Raw genomic sequence first — 23,991 nt, forward strand, 5'->3', positions numbered from 1 at the left:
AAAAACACCGGCATTTGCCGGTGTTTTTTTTTGGAGCGGCGCAGTGCGATCAGCGCAACCGCTGCTCGAGCGGGTCTCCGACCAATGCGACCCGGCCATCGGGACGGCGGATCCACAGGCGCTCGTTGCCATGGCCGTCATCGGCCACGAAGAGCACCGCATCCGCGAGCGCGCGAAAGCCCAGCGGCATCGAATTGCGCGGACCCGCCGCGACATCGGCCACGGCGCGGGTACCGGCCGACGAACCGTCGCTCGTCCAGGGCTCGACGCCGCGCGCGGCCCCGCCGTTCGCCGAGAACCACAGCCGCGAGCCGATGGCGGCGAAGCGTGCCGGAGAGCCGCTTTCGGCGCCCGGTGCGATGTCCTTGACGAGTGCGGTCCCCTTTGCCGTGCCGTCGCTGCGCCAAAGTTCGGCACCGGACACACCGTCCGTCGCGGCGAAATAGAGCCGTCCGCCCATCGTCGACAACGGGCTCGCAATGGCCCCCTCGGCGCCCGGACGGATGTCCGCCACAAGCGTCGTGCCGGCCGTGGTGCCGTCGCTCCTCCACAGTTCGGTGCCATGGACACCGTCGTTGGCGGCAAAGTACAGCATGCGGTCGAGTGCGACCAGGTGCGCGGGGCGCGAGGACGCTTCGCCCGGGCGGATGTCCTTCACCATTCGCGTGCCCTGATCGGTGCCGTCGCTCTTCCACAGCTCGGCCCCGTGCACACCGTCGTTCGCGGTGAAGTAGATGCTGTCGCCCACGGCGGTCAGGCCTTGAATGTCCGCATCCTCGATGCCCGGGCGGATGTCCTTCACCAGGCGTGTGCTCTGCGGCGTTCCCTCGCTGACCCAAAGCTCATGGCCATGCTCGCGCGTGGTCGCGGTGAAGAACAGGCGCTTGCCGGCCACCGTGAGCTGGCGTGCGACCGCCCGGGGGCCGGTGTTGATCGAGGACACGCGCGTGGTGGTTGTCGCGCTGCCCGACGTCTTCCACACCTGGAAGCCGGTGCTGCCGTCGTTGGCGACAAAGTACAGCGCGTCCCCGAACACCGTCAGCTCGCTGGGCATGGAGCCTTCCTCGCCTGGGCGCAGGTCGATTACCGGCGAAGTGCCTGCAGCCGTTCCATCGGTGCGCCAGAGCTCGAGGCCGCGCTCGCCGTCCGTGGCCGTGAAGTACACACGGCCACGGAACGGCGTCTGCCAGACGGGGAAAGATCCCCGGAAGCCAGGGCGGATGTCCTTGAGCATCCTCGTGCCCGCGGCGCTGCCGTCCGTGATCCAGAGCTCCTGGCCCGAGCTCGCGTGGAAGGCGGAAAAAAGCATCCGCGCGCCCAGCGGCGTCAGTCCGGTGGGAGAGACGAAGGCCAGCCGCTGGCGCTGCTCGGGAAGAACTTCGCGCTCGGGATCCTGCGCGAACGCGGCCGATTGGGCGAGGAGCGCCAGCGCGGCGAACCACGCGGGGCGCGCGAAGCGCATCGCAGCCTTGGGCATCTCAGCCCCCGAACCACCGGGCCGGCACCGTCACCAGTTGCGGGAACAGCACCATGACGAACATGATGGCGAACTCGGCCGCCATGAACGGCAGCACGCCGCGGGTGACGTCGTCCATCTTCATCTTCCCGACACCTGCAACGACGTTCAGCACCACCCCCACGGGCGGGGTGATGAGCCCGATGGAGTTGTTGATGATGAACATCACGCCGAAGTAGACCGGATCGATGCCCGCGGCAATGACGACCGGCATCAGCACCGGTGTCAGGATCAGGATGGTGGGCGTCATGTCCATGGCCGTGCCCACGGCCATGACCAGCACCATGATCGTGATCATCAGGAGGATCTTGTTCCCCATGAAGGGCTGGAGCAGACCCACCACCTTGGACGGCAGGTCCGCCACCGTGATCAGCCAGGCGCTGACCATGGCCGCGGCAATCAGGAACATGACCACGGCGCTCGTCTTCGCGGCGCTCACGAACACCTTGTAGAGCTCGCCAAAGCTCAGCTCGCGGTAAATGAAGGTGGCGACGAAGAACGCGTAGACGGCCGCGACCACGGCAGCTTCCGTCGGCGTGAAGACACCCATGCGCAGGCCGACCAGGATGATGACGGGCAGCATCAATGCCCAGCCCGCATCCCGCGCGGCCTTCATGACTTCGCGTGCCGGCTTGCGCGGCGGCGGCTGGATCTTCTCGTGCCGCACGAGCCATGCCCAGGTCACCCACAGTGCGCCGCCGATCAGCAAGCCCGGCACGATGGCGGCCAGGAACAGCTTGGAGATCGACACATTCGCTGCAACGCCGAAGATCACCAGGCCGATGCTGGGCGGAATCACGGGGCCGATGATCCCCGTGGCGGCGATGAGGCCGCCCGCCCGCGCCTTGTCATGGCCCGCCCTGACCATCATCGGCAGCAACAATGCGGTCAGCGCGGCGGCGTCCGCGACGGCCGAACCCGAGAGCGCCGAGAGCAGGCAGCCGGCCATGATGGTCACGTAGCCCAGGCCTCCTCGCACGTGCCCCACCAGTGCCAGCGCAAGGTCGACGATGCGCTTGGACAGGCCGCCGGCATTCATGATCTCGCCGGCCAGCATGAAGAACGGCACCGCCAGCAGCGGAAAACTGTCGGCACCGCCGATCACGTTCTGCGCGAGGATCTGTGCGTCGAACAGATCGAGGTGCCACATCAGCGCCACGCCGCATGCGAGCAGCGAGAACGCGATGGGAATGCCCATCGCCATGGCCAGCAGCAGGGAGCCCACGAAAACGAGTATGGTCATTTGCGCGCTCCTGGAGCCTCATCTTTCGATCCGAGGATCTGCTTGAGCTGGACGGCCTCCTCCGACTCCTGGATCATCACGAGCTCGTCATCGGCGATGCGCCCCGTGAGCAGCCGAAGCAGATCGAGCGCCAGGATGAACCCGGCCAACACCGAGAACACCACGCCGGAGGCATAGACGATGGCCATCGAAGCGCCGGTGACCGGTGCAGTGACGTCCCAGTTGATGCGCGCCTGCGCCATGCTGCCCTGGAACAGGAGCCAGACGATGTAGAGCATGACCACGTGGCCTACCGCCAGGCAGATCTTCTTGCCGACAGGCGGCAGCTTCTGGACCACCATGTCCACGCCCAGGTGGCCGTGCTCCTTGAGCGCGACCACCGCGCCAAGGAAGGTCATCCAGATGAAGAGCCAGCGCGACACCTCTTCGGACATGGTGATGCCCGAATTGAAACCGTATCGCAGCACCACGTTGCCGAACACCAGCACCACCATGACCGCGAGCGCGGCGGCGATCAGTGCCTCGATGCCGGCACAGCACCGATCGATCCATTGATTCATCTTGTTTTCTCTCTCGCGGTCCGTCCTCGCCGGACAGCACGGTGTTTCAGGAGGCGGCCACCTGCTTTTGCATGTCGACCAGTGCGCGCAACGCCGCCAGGTAGGAATGCGGCCCCAGTCCCTGCACCGTGCCTTTCACCGCCGGCGAGATGATCGAGTGCGCACGCCAGGTCTCGCGTGCGGCGATGTTCGACATGTGCACCTCGATGGTCGGAAATGGCATGGCCTTGATCGCGTCATGCAGCGGCACGCCGTGCTGGGTCAGCCCTGCGGGATTGACCAGCGCGCCTTGGGCATCGTCGATGTGGGCATGCAGGAAGTCGATGAGATCGCCTTCGTGGTTCGACTGGATCGTCTCCAGTGCCACGCCGAGTTCGCTTGCCAGCGCTTGCAGCTGGGCATTGATTTCCGCGAGCGTGGTCTTGCCGTAGATGTGCGGTTCGCGGCGCCCGAACAGGTTGAGGTTCGGGCCGTGGAGAACGAGGATTTTCATGAGGAAAGCCGAGCGGGCGGTCATTGTTTGCGGATGCGGGCGAGCTCGTCGTTGTAGAGCTTGACGATGGCGGGGTCGTACTGCGCCGCGAACTTGTCGATCGCCGGCTTGGCGATCTCGCGCATGCGCACTTGTTCTGCCGCGCTCACTTCGTTGAACTGCGCGCCCTTGGCTTGCAGGTCGCCGATCGCCTTCTGGGCAGCGGCACGGCTGACCTGGCGCTGATAGCCGCGCGCCTCGTTGGCGGCCTCATTCATCATCTTCTGCTCGGCGGCGCTCAGCGAGTCCCAGAACTTCTTGCTGACCAGCACGATGTTGGCCGCATACACGTGGTTCGTGGCGCTCACGAACTTCTGCACCTCGAAGAACTTGTTCGACAGGATCACCGAATACGGGTTCTCCTGGCCGTCGACCGCTTTCGACTCGAGCGCGCCATAGAGCTCGGCGAAGGGCATCGGCACCGGATTGGCCTTGAACGACTTGAACGTCTCCAGGAACACCGGGTTGGGAATGACCCGGATCTTCAGTCCCTCGAGATCCTCCGGCTTGGCGATGGGGCGCTTGCTGTTCGTCACGTTGCGAAAGCCCAGGTCCCAGTAGCCCAGCGCCACGAGGCCCTTCTCCGGCAGCTTGGCGATCAGTGCCTGTCCCAGCGGGCCGTCGAGCAACGCATCGGCCTGCGCGAAGTTGTTCACCGCGAACGGGAAGTCGACCAGGCCGAACTCCTTGACGATCCCCGCCAGCGAGGTGGTGGCCGGTGCCGACATCTGCTGCACGCCGCCCTGCAGGGCGGACTGCTGCTGCATCTCGTTGCCGAGCTGGGAGGCCGGGTACTCCTGCACTTTCATCTTGCCGCCGCTCTTGGCGGCGAGCAGTTCGGCGAAGCGCTTCACGCCGAAGCTCACCGGATGGTCCGCATTGTTGAGATGGCCGAAGCGGATCACCCGCTCCTGCTGGGCCCAGGTCGGGGCGACAAGGCCGATGCACAGGCCGGCGACGGCAAGCGTTCGAAGAAGTTTCACAGGTATCTCCAAAGGGGTGCAGAAAAGTCTGACTGGCCCGATTCTGAGTTTTTCGGAAAAACTTTCCATAATGGAAATCCCTTCCCGTGATCTGATAGAGTGACGATGTCGCAACGCCACGCAACCGGAGACACGAAATGAGCGAAATGCTGGGACGCAGCTTCAAGGTCTTGGAATACCTGGCGGAGCATCCGCACGGCGTCGCACTGTCCACCGTGGCCAGTCAACTGCAGATCCCGTTGAGCGCATCGCACCGATTGCTGACCGAACTGATTCGCTGCGGCTACGTGCGCCAGGACATTGCCGACGGCCACTACGTGCTGACCATCAAGCTCGTCTCCGTCGGTCTGTCGTTCCTGAGCAATTCGGGCATCGTGGACGTGGCGCAGCCACTGCTCGACCAGCTTGCCGCGACCTCCGGCGAACTCGTGCGCCTGGCGGTGGTCGACGGTGAAGACCTGACCTTCGTGGCCAAGGCGCAAGGGGCAACGCACGGACTTCGCTACGACCCGGACATGGGGCTGTCAGTCACCCTGTCGTGCAGCGCGGCCGGGCATGCGTGGCTTTCGACCATGAGCGAGGACGATGCGGTGGCGCTGGTGGCCAAGAAGGGCCTGGGCAAGCCCGAAGACTACGGCCCGAAGGCGCCCACCACGCTCAAGGCGGTGATGACCTACGTGAAGGCGGCCCGCCAGCGTGGCTTCAGCATGATCAACGAGGTCTTCGCACCGGGAATGACCGCCATGGCCGCGCCGGTCTTCGCTTCCGGCGGTTCGGTCATCGGTGTCATCACCATCGCGGGGCCCGCCGTCAGGCTGACGCAGCAACGCATGGAGGCACTGGGGCCCGCGCTGCTCGCCACGGTCGAGGAAGTCGCGCGTGCCAGCGGTGCTTCGGCGCTGTTCAAGAAAAGAGCATGAATGACACAACGAGGAGACAAACGCCATGAGGAAGAACTTGATTCACAGGCTGCTGGCAGCCGCTGTTGCCGCCACGGCCTTGCTTGCGGCATCGGGTGCGGCTGCGCAGGTCAAGGAGCGCACGCTGAAATTCGCGTTCCAGAACCAGGCGGGTCATCCGCAGGCGCTGGGCGCGCAGAAATTCGCTGACCTCGTGGCCGCCAAGTCCGGCGGCAAGATCGCGGTGAAGCTGTTTGCCGGCGGCGTGCTGGGCGGCGACCTGCAAACCGTGTCGGCCCTGCAGGGCGGAACCATTGAGCTCACGGTGCTGAACGCGGGCATCCTCTCGGCGCAGGTGAAGGAATTCGCGGCCTACGACTTGCCGTTCCTCTTCAACAGCGCCAAGGAGGCCGATGCGGTCACCGATGGCCCCTTCGGCCAGAAGCTCATGGCCAAGCTGGAAGACAAGGGCCTGCACGGCCTGGGCTACTGGGACCTGGGTTTCCGCAATCTCACCAACAGCAAGCGGCCGATCACGAAGGCGGACGACATTGCGGGCTTGAAGATCCGCGTGATCCAGTCGCCGATCTATATCGACCTGTTCACTGCACTGGGCGCAAACGCCACGCCGCTGCCGTTTCCCGAGCTCTACCCTGCGCTCGACCAGAAGGCCGTCGACGGCCAGGAGAACCCGAACACGACCATCCTGTCGTCGAAGTTTTCCGAAGTGCAGAAGTACATCACCCAGACCCGGCACATCTACAACCCGCAGGCGCTGCTGATCAGCAGGAAGACCTGGGACGGCATGAGCGCGGACGAGAAAAAGATCATTGAGCAGGCGTCGGCCGAAGCCACGCTGTTCCAGCGTGCAGCCTCTCGCGGCGCCGCCGATGGCGCACTCGACGCCCTGAAGAAGGCTGGCATGGTCGTTTCCGAGATTCCGCCGCAAGAGACCGCGAAGCTGCGTGCCAAGGTCCAGCCGGTGATCGACAAATATTCAGCGTCCGTGGGCGAAGCCACCGTCGCGGAGTTGATGGCCGAAGTCGAGAAGGCGCGGAAGTAGCGCGAGCTTCAGCTCTGGCCGACGCAGCTTCGCACGCAGCAAGGCCCTTCACGGCCTGGGCCCTACTGGGCCGTCGAGAGCGTCTTCAGCCGCGTCAGCAAGGCGCCGACGATGTCGCCCCATGGCCGACGCTCGGCCGGTGCGACCCACAGCCCGAATGCGACGCGGAAGACCGCGATGCCCGACTCCGCCAGCAGGCTCGCGTCGGGCTCGGCGAATCCCCTGGCGCGCAGAGCCTCGGCCAGCGCCGTGGACAGCCTTGCGAGCTTGATCAGCTCTCGCTCGCGCAGTTCACCGTTGGCTGCGATCACCGCAGCGCGCAAGCGGGCGAAGCCGCGGCGATCCTCGTCGAAGAAATCGGCAGGCGCCTGCAGCGCGAAGGCAATGGCATCCATGGCCGTTGCATCCGTCGGAGCGCTGTGCAGCGCGGCCACCATCGATTCCTGCAAGACCTCCGATCCGCTGAACAGCACCTCGCGCTTGTCGGCGAAATAGCGGAAGAACGTTCTTGAAGTCAGGCCCGCGCGCTCGGCGATGGCGGCGACAGTGGTCTGCTCATAGCCGATCTCCGCGAACAACTCCATGGCCGCCATGCGCAGGCGCCCTTCCCCATCCGGCTCCCAGCGACCCATCGCATCCTCACAGTGTTGACACAGAGTGACATCATAGGCCTACAATGATGTCACTCAATGACATCAAAGGAGCGCACATGCGAATTCTCGTCACCGGAGCCTCGGGCTGGATCGGATCGGCCAGCGTCGTCGAGCTGATCTCCGCGGGACACCAGGTGCTCGGCCTCGCCCGCAACGAAGAGGCCGCGGCCAAGATCCGAAAGCTCGGCGCTGAAGCGGTGAAGGGCTCGCTCGACGATGTGGCCAGCCTGCGCGCCGCCGCCGAACGCGCCGAGGGCGTGGTGCATCTCGGATACAACCACGACTTCTCGCAGATGGCCGATGCGGCGCGCACCGACCGGGCGGCCATCGACGCCTTCGCCGATGTCCTCCACGGCACCGGCGGCCCGCTGCTGATTGCGTCGGGCACGCTCGGCCTCGCGCCCGGACGAGTCGGCACCGAGAGCGACATGCCGAATCCGGCGGTGCACCCGCGCGTGGCCAACGCGGCATACACGCTCGGCCTGGCCGAGCGCGGCATCCGCTCGCTCGTGGTGCGCTTTGCCCCGACAGTGCACGGCGCCGGAGGCGACCACGGCTTCGTCGCCACGCTGGCGAAGATCGCCCGCGCGAAAGGCGTGTCGGCCTACCTCGGCGAGGGCCGCAACCGCTGGTCCGCCGTCAACCGGCTGGACGCAGCCAGGCTCGTGCGGCTGGCGGTAGACAAGGCGCCGCCCGCGACCGTGCTGCATGCGGTGGCCGAGGAAGCCATCGCCACGCGCGACATTGCCGAGGCCCTCGGCCGATCGATTCAGGTGCCGGTGGAGTCGGTTCCGGTCGATCGCGCGGCTGCGCACTTCGAGTGGATCGGCCTGTTCTTCGGCGCCGACGCGCCTGCATCCAACGCCAGGACGCGCGAGCTCCTGGACTGGGAGCCGAGCCACGCGACGCTGCTGGAAGACATCGCCGCCGGGCACTACCCCGGCCGCTGAAGCCGCTGCCGAGTCGTGGCGCGCGTTCGATTTCTTCCTCGCTAGCACGGCCGTAGGAATCCACCTACGTCAAAAGACGCAGCTTGGCGCTTCTTGCGGCGCGTTCTGGCGGTTTCCCAAAGGTAGGATCGTCCATAGTGAAACTTCACGCCAGCAGCTCAACTGCATGGCGCATGCGTTCGGGCAGGGGCGCTGCACGTTTCACCGGACGACTCCAAAAACATCCGATGAGGAACTCATGAGAGAAGAATTCGAAGCGCTGCTCGCCACCGTGCGGGAAGAAGAAAAAGACGTCGTCGATGCCTGGCTGACCGAGGCAAGGCTGACGGACACCGGCGCGAGGCGCGCAGCCGAGACCGAGGCCCGCGACATCCTGAGCCAGCTGCGCCAGGCGCTGGAAAACGGCGGCGACCCCTCCCGTCTGGACACCGCCGCATGGGCGCCGTTGCGCGAGGTGCTGGGCGACCTGTCGAAAACCCGCGCGGCCAAAGGCCAGTCGGCGGCGGACACCAGCATGTTCCTGCTCGCTCTCAAGAAGCCCCTCTTCTCTTCGTTGCAGCGCCGCCTTGCCGCCAACCCCGAAGCCATGGCGACGTCGCTCTGGTCGCTCTCGACGACCGTCGACAAGCTCGCGCAACACACGGTGGGCATCTACCAGCAGGCGCGGGAAGAAATCATCCGCCGCCAGCAGGAAGAGCTGCTCGAGCTGTCCACACCCGTGGTCAAACTGTGGGACGGCGTGCTCGCCGTGCCGATGATCGGCGTGCTCGACAGCAGTCGCACGCAGATGGTGATGGAAGCCCTGTTGCAGAAGATCGTGGAAACCGGCTCCGAGCTGGCCATCATCGACATCACCGGGGTGCCCACGGTCGACACGCTGGTGGCACAGCACCTGCTCAAGACGGTCACGGCCATTCGCCTGATGGGCGCCGACTGCATCATCAGCGGCATCCGTCCGCAGATCGCGCAGACCATCGTGCACCTGGGCATCGACCTGCAGGGGGTGCGCACCAAGGCCACGCTCGCCGATGCGCTCGCGCTCGCGCTCCAGCAGACCGGCTGGCGCGTCTCGCGCGACAAGTGAGCGGCGGGCTTCATGGACCGCATCCCAATTCTTCGCATGGGTGACACGCTGCTGGTCACCATCCAGGTCGACATGCAAGACCAGACAGCGCTGACGCTGCAGGACGATCTGTCCAATCAGATTGCCAAGACCGGCGCATCGGGCGTCATGATCGACATCTCCGCGCTCGAGATCGTCGACTCCTTCGTCGGCCGCATGCTCACCAGCATCTCGGGCATCGCCCGCATCCTCTCGGCCACGACCGTCGTCGTCGGCATGCAGCCGGCGGTGGCGATCACGCTGGTCGAGCTCGGGCTGTCGCTCGACGGTGTGCGGACCGCGCTCAATGTCGAGCGCGGCATGGAGCTCCTGCGGCGTTCCCGTCAGGAGAACGCCTTTGGCCACTGAACAATCCGGCACGTTGCCGTTGCTCAGCGAGCAGAACATCGTCGCGAGCCGGCAGTTGGTGCGCACGCTCTGCCAGGAGCTGAAGCTGTCCCTGGTCGACCAGACCAAGATGATCACCGCGGCCAGCGAGCTTTCGCGCAACACGCTCATCCACGGCGGCGGTGGCCGGATGCGATGGGAATTCGTGGAGCGCAACGGTCGCCGAGGCCTGATGCTGCACTTCGAGGACGAGGGTCCGGGCATCGCGGATCTCGCGCTCGCCCTGACTGACGGCTGGACCAGCGGCACCGGCATGGGCCTGGGCCTGCCCGGGAGCAAGCGGCTCGTGAACGAGTTCGACATCGCATCGGCGTCGGGACAGGGCACCCGAGTGAGCATCACCAAGTGGAAATAGTCACCGGCTGGACCCACAAGGCCTTCCCCATGAGCGACGCCAGTTGCGTCGGCGAGGCACGGCGCCACGCCGCGCAGGCAGTCGCGAACATGGGCTGGAACGAGGTCGATGCGGGTCGACTGGCACTGGTGGTGACGGAGCTGGGCACCAACCTGCACCGGCACGCAATGAACGGGCGGCTGTTGATCGCGGCGCACCGGGAGACGGGCGAAGCCGGCGAGGTCGAGGTCATCTCGATCGATGACGGACCCGGCATCGCGGACCTTTCCCTTGCGATGCAGGATGGCCACTCCTCGGGCAGCACGCCGGGTACCGGGCTGGGCGCGGTGCGCCGCCTGGCCAGCGAATTCGACATCCACTCCAGCATGCCGGGCGGCACGGTGAGCGTGGCGCGCGTGCGTCCCGACGCGTCTTCCGCCGAGGGGACATGGCACATTGCCGACAGACAGATCGGCGCGATCTGCCTGCCCGCGCCGCACGAAGCCGTCTGCGGCGACGGCTGGGCGGCCGCGATCCATGGCGAGCGGACCACCGTACTGCTGGCCGACGGCCTGGGGCACGGCCCCGAAGCCGCCAAGGCCTCGCAGGCCGCCACGGCCGCCTTTGCCTCTTGCTGCGAAGGAGATCTGCGCGAGACCGTGCAGAAGGTGCACCGCGAACTTCAGACCACCCGGGGCGCCGCGGTCTGCGCCCTGCGCATCGACACGGCCGACGCCACCGTCACCTACACCGGCGCCGGCAATATCGTGGGCCGGGTACTGTCGGGTGTGTTCGACAAGTCGCTCGTCACCCAGCATGGCACCGCGGGCATGCAGATCCGCAAGCCGGAGATCGCCTCGCTGGCGCTGCCTGCGCACGCGCTGGTGATCCTGCACAGCGACGGCATCGAGACGCGCTGGAACGTCGATCGCATCCGGCCACTGCTGCAAAAGGACCCGACGCTGGTGGCCGCGGTTCTTTTGCGCGACCATACACGTCACCGCGACGACGCCACCGTCGTGGTGATCCGTCAAAAGGAATAACCGATGAACAGCACCGGCCTGGCCGACTGCGACGACTCGCAAGCAGCGCTGGCAGCCAGCCGACGCGAAGTCGATGAACTGCGCGCGGAACTCGAGGAAACCAACCGCGGCGTGGTGGCGCTGTATGCAGAGCTCGATGCGCAGGCCGAGCAACTCAAGAAGGCCACCGAACTCAAGAGCCGGTTCCTGGCTTACATGAGCCATGAGTTCCGCACCCCGATCAGTGCGATCCGCAGCATCGCTCGCCTGCTCAGCGACCGCCTGGACGGACCGCTGACGCCGGAGCAGGAAAAGCAGGTCGGCTTCATCGACGGCACCGCGACGGAACTGGCCGAGATGGTCGACGACCTGCTGGATTTGGCCAAGATCGAGGCGGGCCGCGTCGACATCTCACCGGCCTGGTTCGAGATGGTCGACCTGTTCTCCGCGCTGCGCGGCATGTTTCGCCCGGTGCTGCACAACCCCGCCACCGCCCTCATCTTCGAGGAGCCTGAGGGCTTGCCCAAGCTCTACACGGACGACCGCAAGCTTTCGCAGATCCTGCGCAACTTCATCTCGAACGCGCTCAAGTTCACGCCGCAGGGCGAGGTTCGGGTGAACGTCATTCGCGTGGGCGAGGATGCCCTGAAATTCTCGGTCTCCGACACCGGCATCGGCATTGCACCTGAACACCACGCCGCGGTGTTCGACGATTTCTCGCAGGTCGATTCCCCCGTGCAGAAGCGCCTGCGCGGCACCGGACTGGGCCTGTCCCTCAGCCGGCAGCTCGCTGTGCTGCTCGGGGGACATGTCGAGGTGGCGAGCGAGCTGGGCAAGGGTTCGGTGTTTTCGGTGACGGTCCCCGTGCAGTGGCCCCGCCAGGCATCCGCGCCACAGGAATAGGCATGCCGAGCGGACCCCTGATCAACACCACGATCGACCGGTCGCGCCATACGGTGCTGGTGGTCGACGACAACCCCACGACGCGCTACGCGACCGCGCGCACGATCCGCGCGGCGGGTTTCCAGACCCGTGAAGCAGGCACTGGCGGCGAGGCGCTGGAACTCGCATCCCGGCAGATTGCCGCCGTGGTGCTCGATGTGCATCTCCCGGATTTCAGCGGCTTCGAGGTATGCCGCGAGCTGCGGGTGCAACCATCGACCGCCACCCTGCCCGTGGTGCACCTGTCGGCCACCTTCGTGCGCAACGAGGACAAGGTGGCAGGCCTCAACGCCGGCGCCGACGCCTATCTGGTGCACCCGGTCGAGCCACCGGTGCTCATCGCCACGCTGCAGGCCCTCATCCGTGCCCGCATGGCAGAGGAGAAGCAGCGCAACAGCGAGGCGCGCTTCCGTGCGATCCATGACCATGCACCTACCGGCATCGCACTGATCGATGCCGAGGGGCGCTTTGCCGACGTGAATCCGGCGCTGGTCGCCATGCTCGGACAGCCGCGCGACGTCCTGGTCGGCCAGCCGGTCAGCGCCTTTGCACCCGGCGAGTGGACCGCATTCGTGAACGCCCACACGCAGGGGGCGCAGCTCCCCTCGGCGCCATGGAAAGGCGAATTTCCCCTGTTGCGGCTCGACGGCTCCTGGATACGGCTCGAATGGACCATGTCCGGCCACATCGAGCCCGGCCTGCGCGTGGGCATCGCGCTCGATGTATCGGAGCGCTTCGAGCTGGAGGCGCGCCGCCGCGAAGTGCTGGAGCGCGAGCAGGCGGCGCGCGTTGCCGCCGAGCGGCTGAGCCGGACCAAGGACGACTTCGTGGCGGTGCTCTCGCACGAATTGCGCAACCCGCTCAACGCGATCAGCGGGTGGGTGCATGTGCTCAAGGTCGGTGGGCGAACCCCCGAGCAGATGGAAAAAGGGCTTGCCGCCATCGATCGCAGCGTCAAGGCGCAGACACGGCTCATCGCCGACATCCTGGACGTCTCACGCATCAGTTCCGGAAAACTGCGGCTTCACCGCGAGTGGGCGGAGCCACGCGCCCTGGTGAGCGCGGCGATCGAGGCGCTGGCCGCCCCGGTGGCGGCCAAGCGGCTGGACATCGTGTTCGACCGGCAGGAGGCCGACGCGCCCGCCTGGCTCGACGCCACGCGGTTCCAGCAGATCGTCTGGAACCTGCTTTCGAATGCCATCAAGTTCTCCGGCGAGGGCGGGCGCATCCTGATCGAGCTGCAACGGCAGGACCACATCTTGCATCTGTCGGTGCGGGACTTCGGCCGCGGCATCCGCGCGGACTTCCTGGAGCACCTGTTCGACCGCTTTTCCCAGAGCGACTCCCCCGACAACCGATTTCATGGCGGGCTCGGTTTGGGGCTGTCCATCGTGAAGAACCTCGCCGAGCTGCATGGTGGCGGCGTGTCGGCCCACAGCGAGGGCGAAGGCCACGGCGCGACGCTGCGCGTGACGCTCGGCGTCGTTCCTTCGGACGAAGCGTCGATCCTGCTTCTGGATACGCCGGATTCGCAGGCGGGCAGGCCGGCCCCTGCCATGAGCGGCGCGCTTCATGGCCTCGATGTGCTGGTGGTCGAGGACAACGCGGATGCGAGCGAGATCATCACGGTGGTGCTGGCCGACGCCGGCGCCAGTGTCCGGCTGGGCGTCGATGTCGAAAGCGCGCTGCAGCTGTTCGACCAGAAATGGCCCGATGTGCTGATCAGCGACATCGGCCTGCCGGGCCGGGACGGCTACGACCTGATCCGAGAAGTGCGCGAGCGCGAGCGCCTGCTCGGCAAGCCCAGGCTGTTCTCGGTCGCCCACACGGCTTTCACCCGTCCGCAAGACCTGGCGAAGACCACGGAGACAGGCTTCGATGCACACCTCGGCAAGCCGTTGCAGCCGCATGCGCTGGTCGCGCTGGTGGCCAGCCGCGCCACGGCGGGCTGATGACGCTACTGCGTGAAATTGTCTTTGAGCAGATCGATCACGTCTGACGAGCGTCCGCTCAGGACGGCCTTGGCCGAATACAGCATGGTGCCTGCGACCTGGGCGAATTCCACCTTCGGCGGCATCACCAGTTCGGTCCGGTTGACGCTCACGTCCAGCAAAGCGGGGCCGGGATGCGCGAGGAACGCGCGCACCGCGTCGGGCAGATCCTCGGCGCGCTCGACCTTCTGCCCGTAGAAGCCGATCACCTCTGCCAGCCGGGCGAAGTCGGGGTTGAGCAGGTCGGTGTAGTTGTCGAGCAGGCCTTCGACCTTCTGCTCCAGCTCGACGAAGTTGAGGCTCGCGTTGTTGTAGACCACCACCTTGATCGGCAGCTTCTCCTGCACGGCGGTCATCAGGTCGCCGAGCAGCATCGCGATGCCGCCGTCGCCCGAAAGTGAAATGACCTGGCGCCCGGGATAGGCCTTCTGCGCGCCAAGAGCCTGAGGCATGGCATTGGCCATGGTGCCGTGCAGCAGGCTCACCAGGGTGCGCCGGCGTCCGTTCATCGTCAGGTGGCGCAGCGACCACACCATCGGGCTGCCGCCGTCCGCCGTGAAGATCGCATCGTCGGCGGCCATCTCGTCGATGACGCGCGTCAGGTGCTGCGGATGAATCAGGCCTTCCTTGCCCGGACGCTCGTCGCGGCGCAGCGTTTCCACCGCCTCTTTCCTGTGGCGCAGGCAATCATCGAGAAAGCTTCGGTCGCTGCGCTCTTCCAGCAGCGGAATGAGCGCCTCGATGGTGGCGGCCACGTCGCCGACGAGCCCCAGCGCCACGGGATGGCGCCGCCCGAGGTGGCTGCCGTCGATATCGATCTGCGCGATGGTGGCCTTGGCCGGGTAGAACTGGCTCCACGCGAAGTCGGCGCCGAGCAGCAGCAAGGTGTCGCACTCCTGCAAGGCGCGGTAGCCCGACTCGACACCGAAGATGCCGGTCATGCCCATGTTGAAGGGGTTGTCGTACTCCACGAAATCCTTGGCGCGGGAGGTGTGCGCGATCGGTGCCTTCAGGCATTGCCCCAGCGCGAGCAGCATCTCGTGCGCGCCTTCGCAGCCGTGGCCGGCGTAGATCGCGATCTTGCGTCCCTTGCCGAGCAGCGCGGCCAGCTGCGACAGCTCCGCATCGTTCGGCCGCAGCACCGGCCTGGCGCGGTGCACCGCGTACGTCAGGCCTTCCTTCACCTCGGTCTGCGCGATGTCGCTCGGCAGGATGATCACCGCCACGCCCTTGCGCGAGAGGGCCGCCTGTGCCGCGAGCGCAGTGAGCCGCTGCGCCTGTTCGGCCGAGTACACCTGTTCGCAGAACACGGTACAGCTCGCGTAGAGCGACTTGAAGTCGACCTCCTGGGGGAATTCCATGCCCAGCTCGGTCGTGACGACCTGGCTGGCGATCAGCACCACAGGCGCACGATTGCGGTTTGCCTCGAACACGCCGTTGATGAAATGCAGGCCGCCCGGGCCGCAGGATCCGGCACAGGCCGTGAGTTCGCCCGTCAGGTAGGACTCGGCGCCGGCGGCGAATGCGGCCGCCTCTTCATGCCGCACGTGGACCCATTCGATGTCGCTGCGGTGGATGGCATCGGTGACATGGTTCAGCGTGTCGCCGACGATGCCGTAGCAGCGCTTGACGCCCGCATGCTGAAGGGTTTCGACGACGAGTTCGGCGACGTTGCGTTGAGCCATGGAGAGGGTCCTGGGGGCGTTGTCTCAGGCATATGCCTGATCCCAGGAGGCTATGGCCATGGCGCGAAGACATCGTCGGCAGGCGTCGGCAGCACCGGTAGGATGGCGCCGCACCGGCCCGCGAAGGCCGATGCGGCGCCACATCAGTTCACTTCGCCTCGATGGCGACTCCTCTCTTGCGCGCCTGGAAGACGAACGAGACAACCTGCCAGGCCACGAAGACCGCGATCAGGCTCAGCAGCGTGCCGCTGATGGGACGGGTCACGAAGGCGCCGAAGCTGCCGCGGCTCAGCAGCATCGCGCGGCGGAAGTTCTCCTCCAGCATCGGGCCGAGGATGAAGCCGAGCATCAGCGGCGCCGCATCGAGTTCCAGGCGCATGAACATGTAGCCCATGAAGCCGAAGGCGGCCGTGATGAAGACGTCTTCCAGGTTGTTGTTCACGCTGTAGGTGCCGATGCAGCAGAAGAACAGGATCGACGGAAACAGCACGGCGTACGGGATCTTGAACACCGACAGCCAGTACCGCACCAGCGGCACGTTCAGCACGAGCAGGAAGACATTGCCGATCCACATGCTGGCGACCAGGCCCCAGAACAGGTCGGGATGGCTGCCGATCATGTTCGGCCCCGGCTGGATGCCCTTGATGATGAAGGCGGCCAGCATCAGCGCCATCACGGCGTTCTCCGGAATGCCGATGCTCATCAGCGGAATGAAGCTCGTGCGTGCGGCGGCTTCGTCGGCAGCGGCCTGCCCGGCCACGCCTTCGATGCAGCCTGAGCCGATCTCGTGCTTGTACTTGCTGACCTTCTTGTCGATCGCGTAGGCCGCGAACTGCGCGATGGTGGGGCCGCCGCCGGGCAGGATGCCCAGGAAGGAGCCGATCACGCTGCCGCGCAGCGCGCTGGGGATGATCCGCATGAACTCGGCCCGGGTCGGGATGAGATTGATCTTGCCGTTGAAAGGCGAGCGCTCTTCGCGCGAATCGAGGTTCTTCGTGATCTCGGCGATGCCGAAGCAGCCCAGCGCAATGCTCACGATGCCGACGCCGTCCACCAGGAATGGCAGGTCCATGGTGAAGCGCTGTGCGCCGCTGTTGACGTCGGTGCCGATCGTTCCCAGCAGCACGCCGATCATGCACATGGCCAGGCCGTTGAGCAGGCTGCCCGTGGTGACGAAGCTCACGCACACGAAACCCACCAGCATCATCGCGACGTAGTCGGCGGGGCCGAACAGGAAGGCGACCTCGCCGAGCACCGGAGCCAGGAAGGTCAGCACCAGGATGGCGACCGTGCCGCCGATGAAACTGGAGAAGCCCGCGGTGAAAAGCGCCAGCCCCGTCTGCCCCTTGAGCGTCATCGCGTACCCGTCGATACAGGCCACGATGCTGCTGGCGTGCGGGATCTTCATCGTGATGGCACTCACGCTGTCGCCGTACTGCGCGCCGTAGTAGATGCCGGCCAGCATGATGAGCGCGCCAGTCGTGGGAATGGAGTACGTCAGCGGCAGCAGCAGGCTGATGGTCGCCAGCGGCCCGAGGCCGGGCAGCAGGCCCACCAGCGTACCCACGGTGCAGCCGATGGCGCAGAACATCAGGTTCTGCCACGTCAGGGCATGCGAAAAGCCGAATGCGAGATTGTTCAGGACTTCCATGATCGTCGCCTCAGAAGAGTGGCAGGTTCAGGCCGAGGAGCTTCTGCAGCGCCAGCGCCATCACGATCAGGCCGGCCGAGACCTTGACGTTGCGCACCCACGAGTACGAGCTGCCGGCGAACGCCGAGCAGAACACCATGAAGACGATGCCCGCGATCATGTTCAGGAAGGTGGAGATCAGCGCGAACCCGCAGAGGCTTCCGAGGATGAGCGAAATGTTCTTGAAGTTGAAGTCGAGCTTCACCGGCGCGACGAAGAACGACCGGATCACGGTCGACACGCCGATCACCAGCAGCATCGCGCTGACCATGGCCGGGAACAATCCCGGTCCTGCGCGACTCAAGTCTCCAATGGGGTAGCGAAGCGCCGTGAGGCCGAAGGCCAGCGCAATTGCCATGAGGAAGAGTCCCCTGACAAGGTTCCTGTTTTTCATAGTTCCCGATTTACTGGGTTGTCCAAAGTCACCGGCGCGGACAACTCCGCCCCGGCCCCGTCTCCATCCGGGTGGAACCCGGACGAACGGATGCTCTCGGGCGTACCTGAGCGTTGTCTGACGCCGCGGTAAGGGGAACTACGTATCTCTCAGGGAGCAGAAAACCAGGGCGGGCTTGCGGCCGGCCGTGCCGGTGCGTGGCGGACGGGCCTGTGCCTGTGCCTGTGTGCCTGCAGGTTGCCCAGGTCCACCTGCATGCCCGTGCTTTCCTGCTGTTCATGCAGCCACTGCACCAGACGCTCGGCACGCGTGACACCGATGCCTCGCACCGGATACCACCAGGTCGTTCCGGTGTCGTTGATCCGTTGCACCAATTGCCTGAGCGTGCCGAAGCCGGCCTGCTCAAGCCGTTCGGACAACAGCGGGTCGAACCACGCGGCCACGCTGTCGTGTGCCTGAGGTACGTTGTCGAGCGATTGAAGCGTGTCCATGCGATGTCCCTGCGCGATGTGTGACAGCCCCGAGGCGCGGGTGTGATGGTTGGTGACCTGCGCGACCAGGGGATCGCATGCTTCTTTGCATGGCCCGTGCCAGACGCCGAAACGTTGATTCACAAGGACATTTCTTGCGAGACGCTGGGCGTGTGTCGTTGATTCAGACAAATAGCGTGATCAATATTTGGACACATGCATGTCGAACACGCAGGGTTTACCAGCGTGCGCTGGGCGGGCGGCGGTTGACTGGCGCGCCGCCGGCCGCTCTGAGCCGGGTTGAGATCGGGCGCCATGCCCCGATCTCTTGAGCCAGGACCTGCCGCATTTGCGCTCGCTGGGCGCCTGCCGTAGCCTTTCTTCCCGTGCCCCTGCATTCATTCCATCCCGCCGTTGCCCGTTGGTTCCTGAGAGCCTTTCCCGGGCCCACGCCCGCCCAGGCCGAGGCCTGGCCGGCGATCAGCGCCGGGCGTGACACGCTGGTGGCCGCACCCACCGGCTCCGGCAAGACGCTGACCGCTTTTCTCGCCGCCCTGGACGATCTCGTGCGCCGGGGCCTCGAACCCGGCGGCCTGCCCGACGAGACGGCGGTCGTCTACGTGTCGCCGCTGAAGGCGCTGTCGAACGACATCCGCCTGAACCTGGAAGCGCCGCTCGCGGGCATCCGCGCCGAACTGGCGGCACTCGGGCTTGCCGATGTCGACATCCGCACCGCCGTGCGTACCGGCGACACGCCGCAGCGCGAGCGCCAGCAGAGCCTGCGCCGGCCGCCACACGTGCTGGTGACCACGCCGGAATCGCTCTACGTGCTGCTGGGTTCGGCGTCCGGACGGCGGATGCTCGCAACGGTGCGCAGCGTGATCGTCGACGAGATCCATGCCGTCGCCGCGAGCAAGCGTGGCAGTCACCTGGCGCTGTCGCTGGAGCGATTGCAGGCGCTGTGCGCGGCACATTCGGGCGCGCGACCGGTGCGCATCGGCCTGTCGGCCACGCAAAAGCCCATCGACGAGGTGGCGCGCTTCCTGGTGGGCGCGGGCGCACTGCGCGCTGACGGCACGGCCGACTGCGCGGTCGTCGACATCGGCTATGCCAGGCAGCGCGATCTGGCGCTCGAACTGCCGCCGACGCCGCTGGAAGCCGTCATGTCCGGCGACCAGTGGACGCAGGTGTACGCCCGCGTGGCCGAGCTGGTGTGGCTGCACAAGACCACGCTGGTGTTCGTCAACACGCGCCGCATGGCCGAGCGGGCGGCGCGGCACCTGGGCGACATTCTCGGCAAGGAAGCGGTGGCCGCGCACCACGGCAGCCTGTCGAAGGAAACGCGGCTCGACGCCGAGCAGCGCCTCAAGCGCTGCGCGCTGAAGGTGCTGGTGGCCACGGCCTCGCTGGAGCTGGGCCTGGACATCGGCGACGTCGACCTGGTCTGCCAGATCGGCTCGCCGCGTGCCATTGCCACCTTCCTGCAGCGCGCGGGGCGCTCGGGCCATGCGGTGGGCGGGGTGCCGAAGGCGCGGCTCTTCCCGCAGTCGCGCGACGAACTGGTCGAATGCGCCGCCCTGCTCGACTGCATACGCCGTGGCGAGCTCGACGCCTTGCGCATACTGCCTGCGCCGCTGGACGTGCTGGCCCAGCAGATCGTCGCCGAGACCGCTTGCCGCGAGTGGGACGAGGACGCACTCTTCGCGCTGGTGCGCCGCGCCTGGCCTTACGCGCGGCTCACGCGCGAGAGCTACATGCAGGTGGTGCGCATGGTGAGCGAAGGCTTCACCACGCGCCAGGGCCAGCGTGCCGGCCATGTGCACCGTGACGCGGTGAACCACCTGCTTCGCGAACGCAAGGGTTCGCGCATGACCGCGCTGACTTCCGGCGGCACTATTCCGGAGACCGGCGACTACACGGTGGTACTGGAGCCGCAGGCCGACAAGATCGGCACGGTCAACGAGGACTTCGCGATCGAGAGCCTGGCGGGCGACGTGTTCCAGCTCGGCAACACCAGCTACCGCATCCTGAAGATCGAGCCGGGGCGCGTGCGGGTGGAAGACGCGCACGGGGTTGCGCCGAACATTCCGTTCTGGCTCGGCGAGGCACCGGGGCGCAGCGACGAGCTGTCGTCCGGTGTGTCGCGCCTGCGCGAGGAGGTGGCGCGGGCCCTGGAAGCCGGCGGCCGCGACAGCGCCATGCGACTGCTGACGCAGACCCTCGGCCTCGACGCAGAAGCGGCGCGCCAGATCGTCGAACACCTGGCGCATGCACACGCGGTGCTCGGCGCGCTGCCGACGCAACGCACGCTGGTCATGGAACGTTTCTTCGACGCCTCGGGCGGCATGCAGCTGGTGATTCATTCGCCTTTCGGCAGCCGGCTCAACCGTGCGTGGGGTCTGGCGTTGCGCAAGCGCTTTTGCCGCACCTTCAACTTCGAGCTGCAGGCCGCGGCCACGGAAGACGCCATCGTGCTGTCGCTGTCCGCCAGCCACAGCTTTCCGCTCGACGAGGTCGCGCGCTATCTGCATTCGGCCTCGGCGCTGCACGTGCTGGTACAGGCATTGCTCGACGCGCCGCTGTTCAACGTGCGCTGGCGCTGGAACGCGACCACGGCGCTGGCACTGCCGCGCTTCAGCGGCGGGCGCAAGGTGGCGCCGCAGCTGCAGCGCATGCGCTCCGAAGACCTCCTGGCGGCCGTGTTCCCGGACCAGGTCGCATGCGCGGAGAACATCGTCGGCGAGCGCGAAGTGCCCGCGCATCCGCTGGTCGCGCAGACCCTCGACGACTGCCTGCACGACGCGATGGATGCCGACGGCTGGCTTGCGTTGCTGCGCCGGATGGAGTCGGGCGAGGTGAAGGTGATTGCGCGCGACCTGCCGGCACCCTCGCCGCTTGCGATGGAAGCGTTGAACGCGCGTCCCTATGCCTTCCTCGACGACGCCCCGCTGGAGGAGCGCCGTACGCAAGCCGTGCAGAACCGCCGCTACAGCGACCCCGAAAGCGCCGACGATGTCGGCCAGCTCGACGCCGATGCCATCGCCAGCGTGCGCGAGGAAGCATGGCCGCAACCGCGCAACGCCGACGAGATGCATGAGGCGCTGGGCATGCTCGGCGCGGTGGGCGACGACGAAGTGGCCCGGCAGGCGGACTGGAAGCCCTGGCTCGCGACGCTCGCCAAGGCAGGCCGCGCCACGCGCCTGCTGTGCGAAGGCAAGGGGCGTGCCGCGCGCGGGCTGTGGGTGACGGCCGAACGGCTGCGGCTGCTGCAGGCCGTGGCGCCGGATGCACCGCTGCAACCCGCCATCACCCCGCCCGCCGATGGCGAACAACCGCCGGACCGCGATGCCGCCTTGCGCGAGCTGCTGCGTTCGCGCCTCGGCGGCCTTGGGCCGGTGACGGTAGAACAGTTGGCCCGACCGTTGTTCCTGCAGCCTGCCGATATCGAAGGCGCGCTGCTTGCGCTGCAAGCCGAGGGCAGCGTGTTGCAGGGCCGCTTCACACCGGGCACGACGGCCCTCGAGTGGTGCGAGCGGCATCTTCTGGCGCGCATCCACCGCTACACGCTCAAGCGCCTGCGCCGCGAAATCGAACCGGTGGAGCCGCGCGACTTCGTGCGCTTTCTCTTCGAGTGGCAGCACATCGGCGCGTCCGCGCGGGTGCGCGGTCCGGAGGCGCTCTCGGGCATCCTGTCGCAGCTCGAAGGCTACGAGGCGCCTGCGCCGCTGTGGGAGGCCGAACTGCTTCCCGCGCGCGTGGCCGATTACGCCGGCGCATGGCTCGACGACCTGTGCACCGCCGGCCGGGTGTTGTGGACACGGCTGCGGCCCAACGCCACGGAGAGCCGCAAGGGCGCGGGCAGTCTGTCGCTGCGCGCCACGCCGGTCGTGCTGCTGCCGCGTCGCAGCGCCGCGTTGTGGACCACGCTGGCACCCGCGCCGGCCGATGACGAACACCTGGGCTCGCGGGCCGCGCGTGTGGCGGCGCACCTTGCGCAGCACGGTGCCTGCTTCTTCGACGAGATCGCGGCCGGTACCCGGCTGCTGCCCGTCGAGATCGAGGAGGCGCTGGCCGAACTGGTCGCCAAGGGCCGTGTGCGCTGCGACAGCTACGCCGGCCTGCGCGCCTTGCTGGTTCCGGCGTCGAAGCGTGCCTCGGCCGACACACGGCGGCGCCGTCGCGCGCCGCTCTTCGGCATCGAGGATGCGGGCCGATGGACGCTGGTGCGCCCGCCGGCCGCTGAAGCCTTGCCGACCGGTTCCGCGGAGGCCATCGAGCAGGTCGTGCGCGTGCTGCTGCGCCGCTATGGCGTGATCTGCTGGCGCCTGCTGGAGCGCGAGGCTGCATGGCTTGCGCCGTGGCGCGATCTGGTGCGCGTGTGCCGGCGGCTGGAAGCGCGCGGCGAGATCCGCGGCGGGCGCTTCATCGCCGGTGTATCGGGCGAGCAGTTCGCGTTGCCTGAAGCCATCGCGTCGATGCGGCAGGTGCGCCGCCAGCCGGACACTGGCGAGCTGGTCGCACTGGCGGCCAGCGACCCGGCCAACCTGCTGGGCACGCTGGTGCCCGGGCCGAAGGTGCCCCGCGTGGCGGGATCGCGCGTGGTGTACCTCGACGGCGTGCCGGTCGCCACCAGCGTGGCCGGGGAAGTCACGATGCTGGTGGCGCTCGATGCCGCGCAGAAGCAGTCCGCCCTGCGCGCGTTGTCGCTGGACGCGCCGCTGCGGTTCTCGGAGTTGGCCGCACTGCAGCCTGGATGATCCGCAGGCTCAGTTGACCTCGGTGCCATGGCCGCCGCCACGGGTCATGACCTCGACGGAGCGCACGCCAGGCTGCTGCTGCAGGCGCTGCACGAAGCGGTCGATGTCGGCCGATGACACGCGCACCAGCTGAACCGTGATGTCGTCCAGCTGACCGCCCGGCTGCACCGCCACCAGGAAGCGCCGCAGCCGCGCAGGCTGGATGCCCAGGCCGCGTTCCAGCGTCTCGGGGCTCACCGCGCCGTGGTCCGCGACCACGCCCAGGCGGCAGCTCTGGCTGCGGGCACGATAGGCCTCTTCTAGCGGTTTGATTCCCGCCAGGATCACGAGGATGATCACCGTCGAGGCAGCGGCCGGAAAGTAGAGCCCGCCGCCCACCGCGAGTCCGATCGCTGCCACCGTCCAGATGCTGGCTGCCGTAGTGAGCCCACGCACGATCTCTCCACGCGCCAGGATCGCGCCCGCGCCCAGGAAGCCGATGCCCGACACCACCTGGGCGGCAGCGCGCGACGGGTCGAGCACCACATGCTCGCCGCGCAGGCTGTCCGCAAAGCCGTATGCCGATACCAGCATGAACAGACAGGCGCCGACACTCACGAGCATGTGCGTACGGATGCCCGCGGCCCAAAGCAATCGTTCGCGCTCCAGCCCGACGAGGCTGCCTAGGGCAGCAGCGACGAGAAGACGCAGCAGCGTTTCACCATGGGGGATAAGGACAGAGGTCTGCATAACGCAACCATGCGGGCGTCCATGCACCTGGTGCATCGGAATGGCGCTTCATCGGCCGTCAGAGTGCG

21 protein-coding genes are annotated in these 23,991 nt (G+C 66.9%); 10 read left to right on the top strand and 11 right to left on the bottom strand.

Features of this window, described 5'->3' with window-relative positions; genetic code table 11:
* Positions 1-49: 49 nt before the first annotated feature.
* The 5 genes from QRN67_RS08045 to QRN67_RS08065 are packed head-to-tail and all read right to left on the bottom strand — an operon-like array spanning position 50 to position 4,834.
* Complete coding sequence (locus tag QRN67_RS08045; protein ID WP_285411376.1) at positions 50-1,462, bottom strand: ELWxxDGT repeat protein; 1,413 nt, start codon at positions 1,460-1,462, stop codon at positions 50-52.
* 16 nt (positions 1,463-1,478) lie between these two features.
* Positions 1,479-2,759 (bottom strand): TRAP transporter large permease, encoded by a 1,281-nt coding sequence (locus QRN67_RS08050; protein ID WP_081267754.1) that lies wholly within the window; start codon positions 2,757-2,759, stop codon positions 1,479-1,481.
* Positions 2,756-3,319, bottom strand: coding sequence for a TRAP transporter small permease (locus QRN67_RS08055; RefSeq protein ID WP_285411377.1), 564 nt, complete (start codon positions 3,317-3,319; stop codon positions 2,756-2,758). The genes QRN67_RS08050 and QRN67_RS08055 overlap by 4 nt, the downstream gene beginning before the upstream one ends.
* A gap of 46 nt (positions 3,320-3,365) precedes the next feature.
* On the bottom strand, positions 3,366-3,812 hold the full coding sequence (locus tag QRN67_RS08060; RefSeq protein WP_081267756.1) for a type II 3-dehydroquinate dehydratase: 447 nt from the start codon (positions 3,810-3,812) through the stop codon (positions 3,366-3,368).
* Between the two features lie 20 nt (positions 3,813-3,832).
* Positions 3,833-4,834, bottom strand: a complete 1,002-nt coding sequence (locus tag QRN67_RS08065) for a TRAP transporter substrate-binding protein (RefSeq protein ID WP_285411378.1) — start codon at positions 4,832-4,834, stop codon at positions 3,833-3,835.
* A 137-nt stretch (positions 4,835-4,971) separates the two neighbouring features.
* On the opposite strand from QRN67_RS08065, the gene QRN67_RS08070 reads away from it, so the two are divergent.
* Both QRN67_RS08070 and QRN67_RS08075 read left to right on the top strand, forming a co-directional pair.
* Positions 4,972-5,754: an IclR family transcriptional regulator gene (locus tag QRN67_RS08070; RefSeq protein WP_081267758.1), complete on the top strand. Its 783-nt coding sequence runs from the start codon at positions 4,972-4,974 to the stop codon at positions 5,752-5,754.
* 25 nt (positions 5,755-5,779) lie between these two features.
* Complete coding sequence (locus QRN67_RS08075; protein ID WP_285411379.1) at positions 5,780-6,796, top strand: TRAP transporter substrate-binding protein; 1,017 nt, start codon at positions 5,780-5,782, stop codon at positions 6,794-6,796.
* A gap of 62 nt (positions 6,797-6,858) precedes the next feature.
* Here the strand turns inward: QRN67_RS08075 and QRN67_RS08080 are convergent, their stop codons facing one another.
* Entirely contained in the window at positions 6,859-7,389 is a 531-nt protein-coding gene (locus tag QRN67_RS08080; RefSeq protein WP_285411380.1) for a TetR family transcriptional regulator, read from the bottom strand.
* A gap of 116 nt (positions 7,390-7,505) precedes the next feature.
* Between QRN67_RS08080 and QRN67_RS08085 the strand changes: the two genes are divergently transcribed.
* From QRN67_RS08085 to QRN67_RS08115, 7 genes are all read left to right on the top strand, one after another.
* Complete coding sequence (locus QRN67_RS08085) at positions 7,506-8,399, top strand: SDR family oxidoreductase (protein WP_285411381.1); 894 nt, start codon at positions 7,506-7,508, stop codon at positions 8,397-8,399.
* A gap of 238 nt (positions 8,400-8,637) precedes the next feature.
* Positions 8,638-9,483 carry an STAS domain-containing protein gene (locus tag QRN67_RS08090; RefSeq protein ID WP_285411382.1) on the top strand — a complete coding sequence of 282 codons (846 nt, stop codon included), beginning with the start codon at positions 8,638-8,640 and terminating at the stop codon, positions 9,481-9,483.
* A gap of 12 nt (positions 9,484-9,495) precedes the next feature.
* Positions 9,496-9,870, top strand: a complete 375-nt coding sequence (locus QRN67_RS08095; protein WP_081267763.1) for an STAS domain-containing protein — start codon at positions 9,496-9,498, stop codon at positions 9,868-9,870.
* Entirely contained in the window at positions 9,860-10,264 is a 405-nt protein-coding gene (locus QRN67_RS08100; RefSeq protein WP_285411383.1) for an anti-sigma regulatory factor, read from the top strand. Before QRN67_RS08095 ends, QRN67_RS08100 begins: the two co-directional genes overlap by 11 nt.
* 29 nt (positions 10,265-10,293) lie before the next feature.
* Positions 10,294-11,286, top strand: coding sequence for an ATP-binding SpoIIE family protein phosphatase (locus tag QRN67_RS08105; RefSeq protein WP_285411384.1), 993 nt, complete (start codon positions 10,294-10,296; stop codon positions 11,284-11,286).
* A 3-nt stretch (positions 11,287-11,289) separates the two neighbouring features.
* Positions 11,290-12,168: a sensor histidine kinase gene (locus QRN67_RS08110; RefSeq protein ID WP_081267766.1), complete on the top strand. Its 879-nt coding sequence runs from the start codon at positions 11,290-11,292 to the stop codon at positions 12,166-12,168.
* Positions 12,169-12,170: 2 nt separating this feature from the next.
* Entirely contained in the window at positions 12,171-14,159 is a 1,989-nt protein-coding gene (locus QRN67_RS08115) for a hybrid sensor histidine kinase/response regulator (protein WP_285411385.1), read from the top strand.
* Positions 14,160-14,164: 5 nt separating this feature from the next.
* On the opposite strand, the gene QRN67_RS08120 is transcribed toward QRN67_RS08115, so the two are convergent.
* From QRN67_RS08120 to QRN67_RS08135, 4 genes are all read right to left on the bottom strand, one after another.
* Positions 14,165-15,883, bottom strand: coding sequence for a thiamine pyrophosphate-dependent enzyme (locus QRN67_RS08120; RefSeq protein ID WP_285411386.1), 1,719 nt, complete (start codon positions 15,881-15,883; stop codon positions 14,165-14,167).
* Between the two features lie 148 nt (positions 15,884-16,031).
* Positions 16,032-17,534, bottom strand: a complete 1,503-nt coding sequence (locus QRN67_RS08125; protein ID WP_081267769.1) for a tripartite tricarboxylate transporter permease — start codon at positions 17,532-17,534, stop codon at positions 16,032-16,034.
* Between the two features lie 10 nt (positions 17,535-17,544).
* Entirely contained in the window at positions 17,545-17,967 is a 423-nt protein-coding gene (locus QRN67_RS08130; protein WP_345891203.1) for a tripartite tricarboxylate transporter TctB family protein, read from the bottom strand.
* Positions 17,968-18,116: 149 nt separating this feature from the next.
* Entirely contained in the window at positions 18,117-18,581 is a 465-nt protein-coding gene (locus tag QRN67_RS08135; protein ID WP_285411387.1) for a phage integrase family protein, read from the bottom strand.
* 242 nt (positions 18,582-18,823) lie between these two features.
* On the opposite strand from QRN67_RS08135, the gene QRN67_RS08140 reads away from it, so the two are divergent.
* Positions 18,824-23,194 carry a DEAD/DEAH box helicase gene (locus QRN67_RS08140; RefSeq protein WP_285411388.1) on the top strand — a complete coding sequence of 1,457 codons (4,371 nt, stop codon included), beginning with the start codon at positions 18,824-18,826 and terminating at the stop codon, positions 23,192-23,194.
* 9 nt (positions 23,195-23,203) lie between these two features.
* On the opposite strand, the gene QRN67_RS08145 is transcribed toward QRN67_RS08140, so the two are convergent.
* Positions 23,204-23,923 (bottom strand): MgtC/SapB family protein, encoded by a 720-nt coding sequence (locus QRN67_RS08145; protein WP_285411389.1) that lies wholly within the window; start codon positions 23,921-23,923, stop codon positions 23,204-23,206.
* Between the last annotated feature and the right edge of the window lie 68 nt (positions 23,924-23,991).

The sequence above is a fragment of the Variovorax sp. efr-133-TYG-130 genome, from assembly GCF_030208835.1.
Taxonomy (GTDB): domain Bacteria; phylum Pseudomonadota; class Gammaproteobacteria; order Burkholderiales; family Burkholderiaceae_C; genus Variovorax.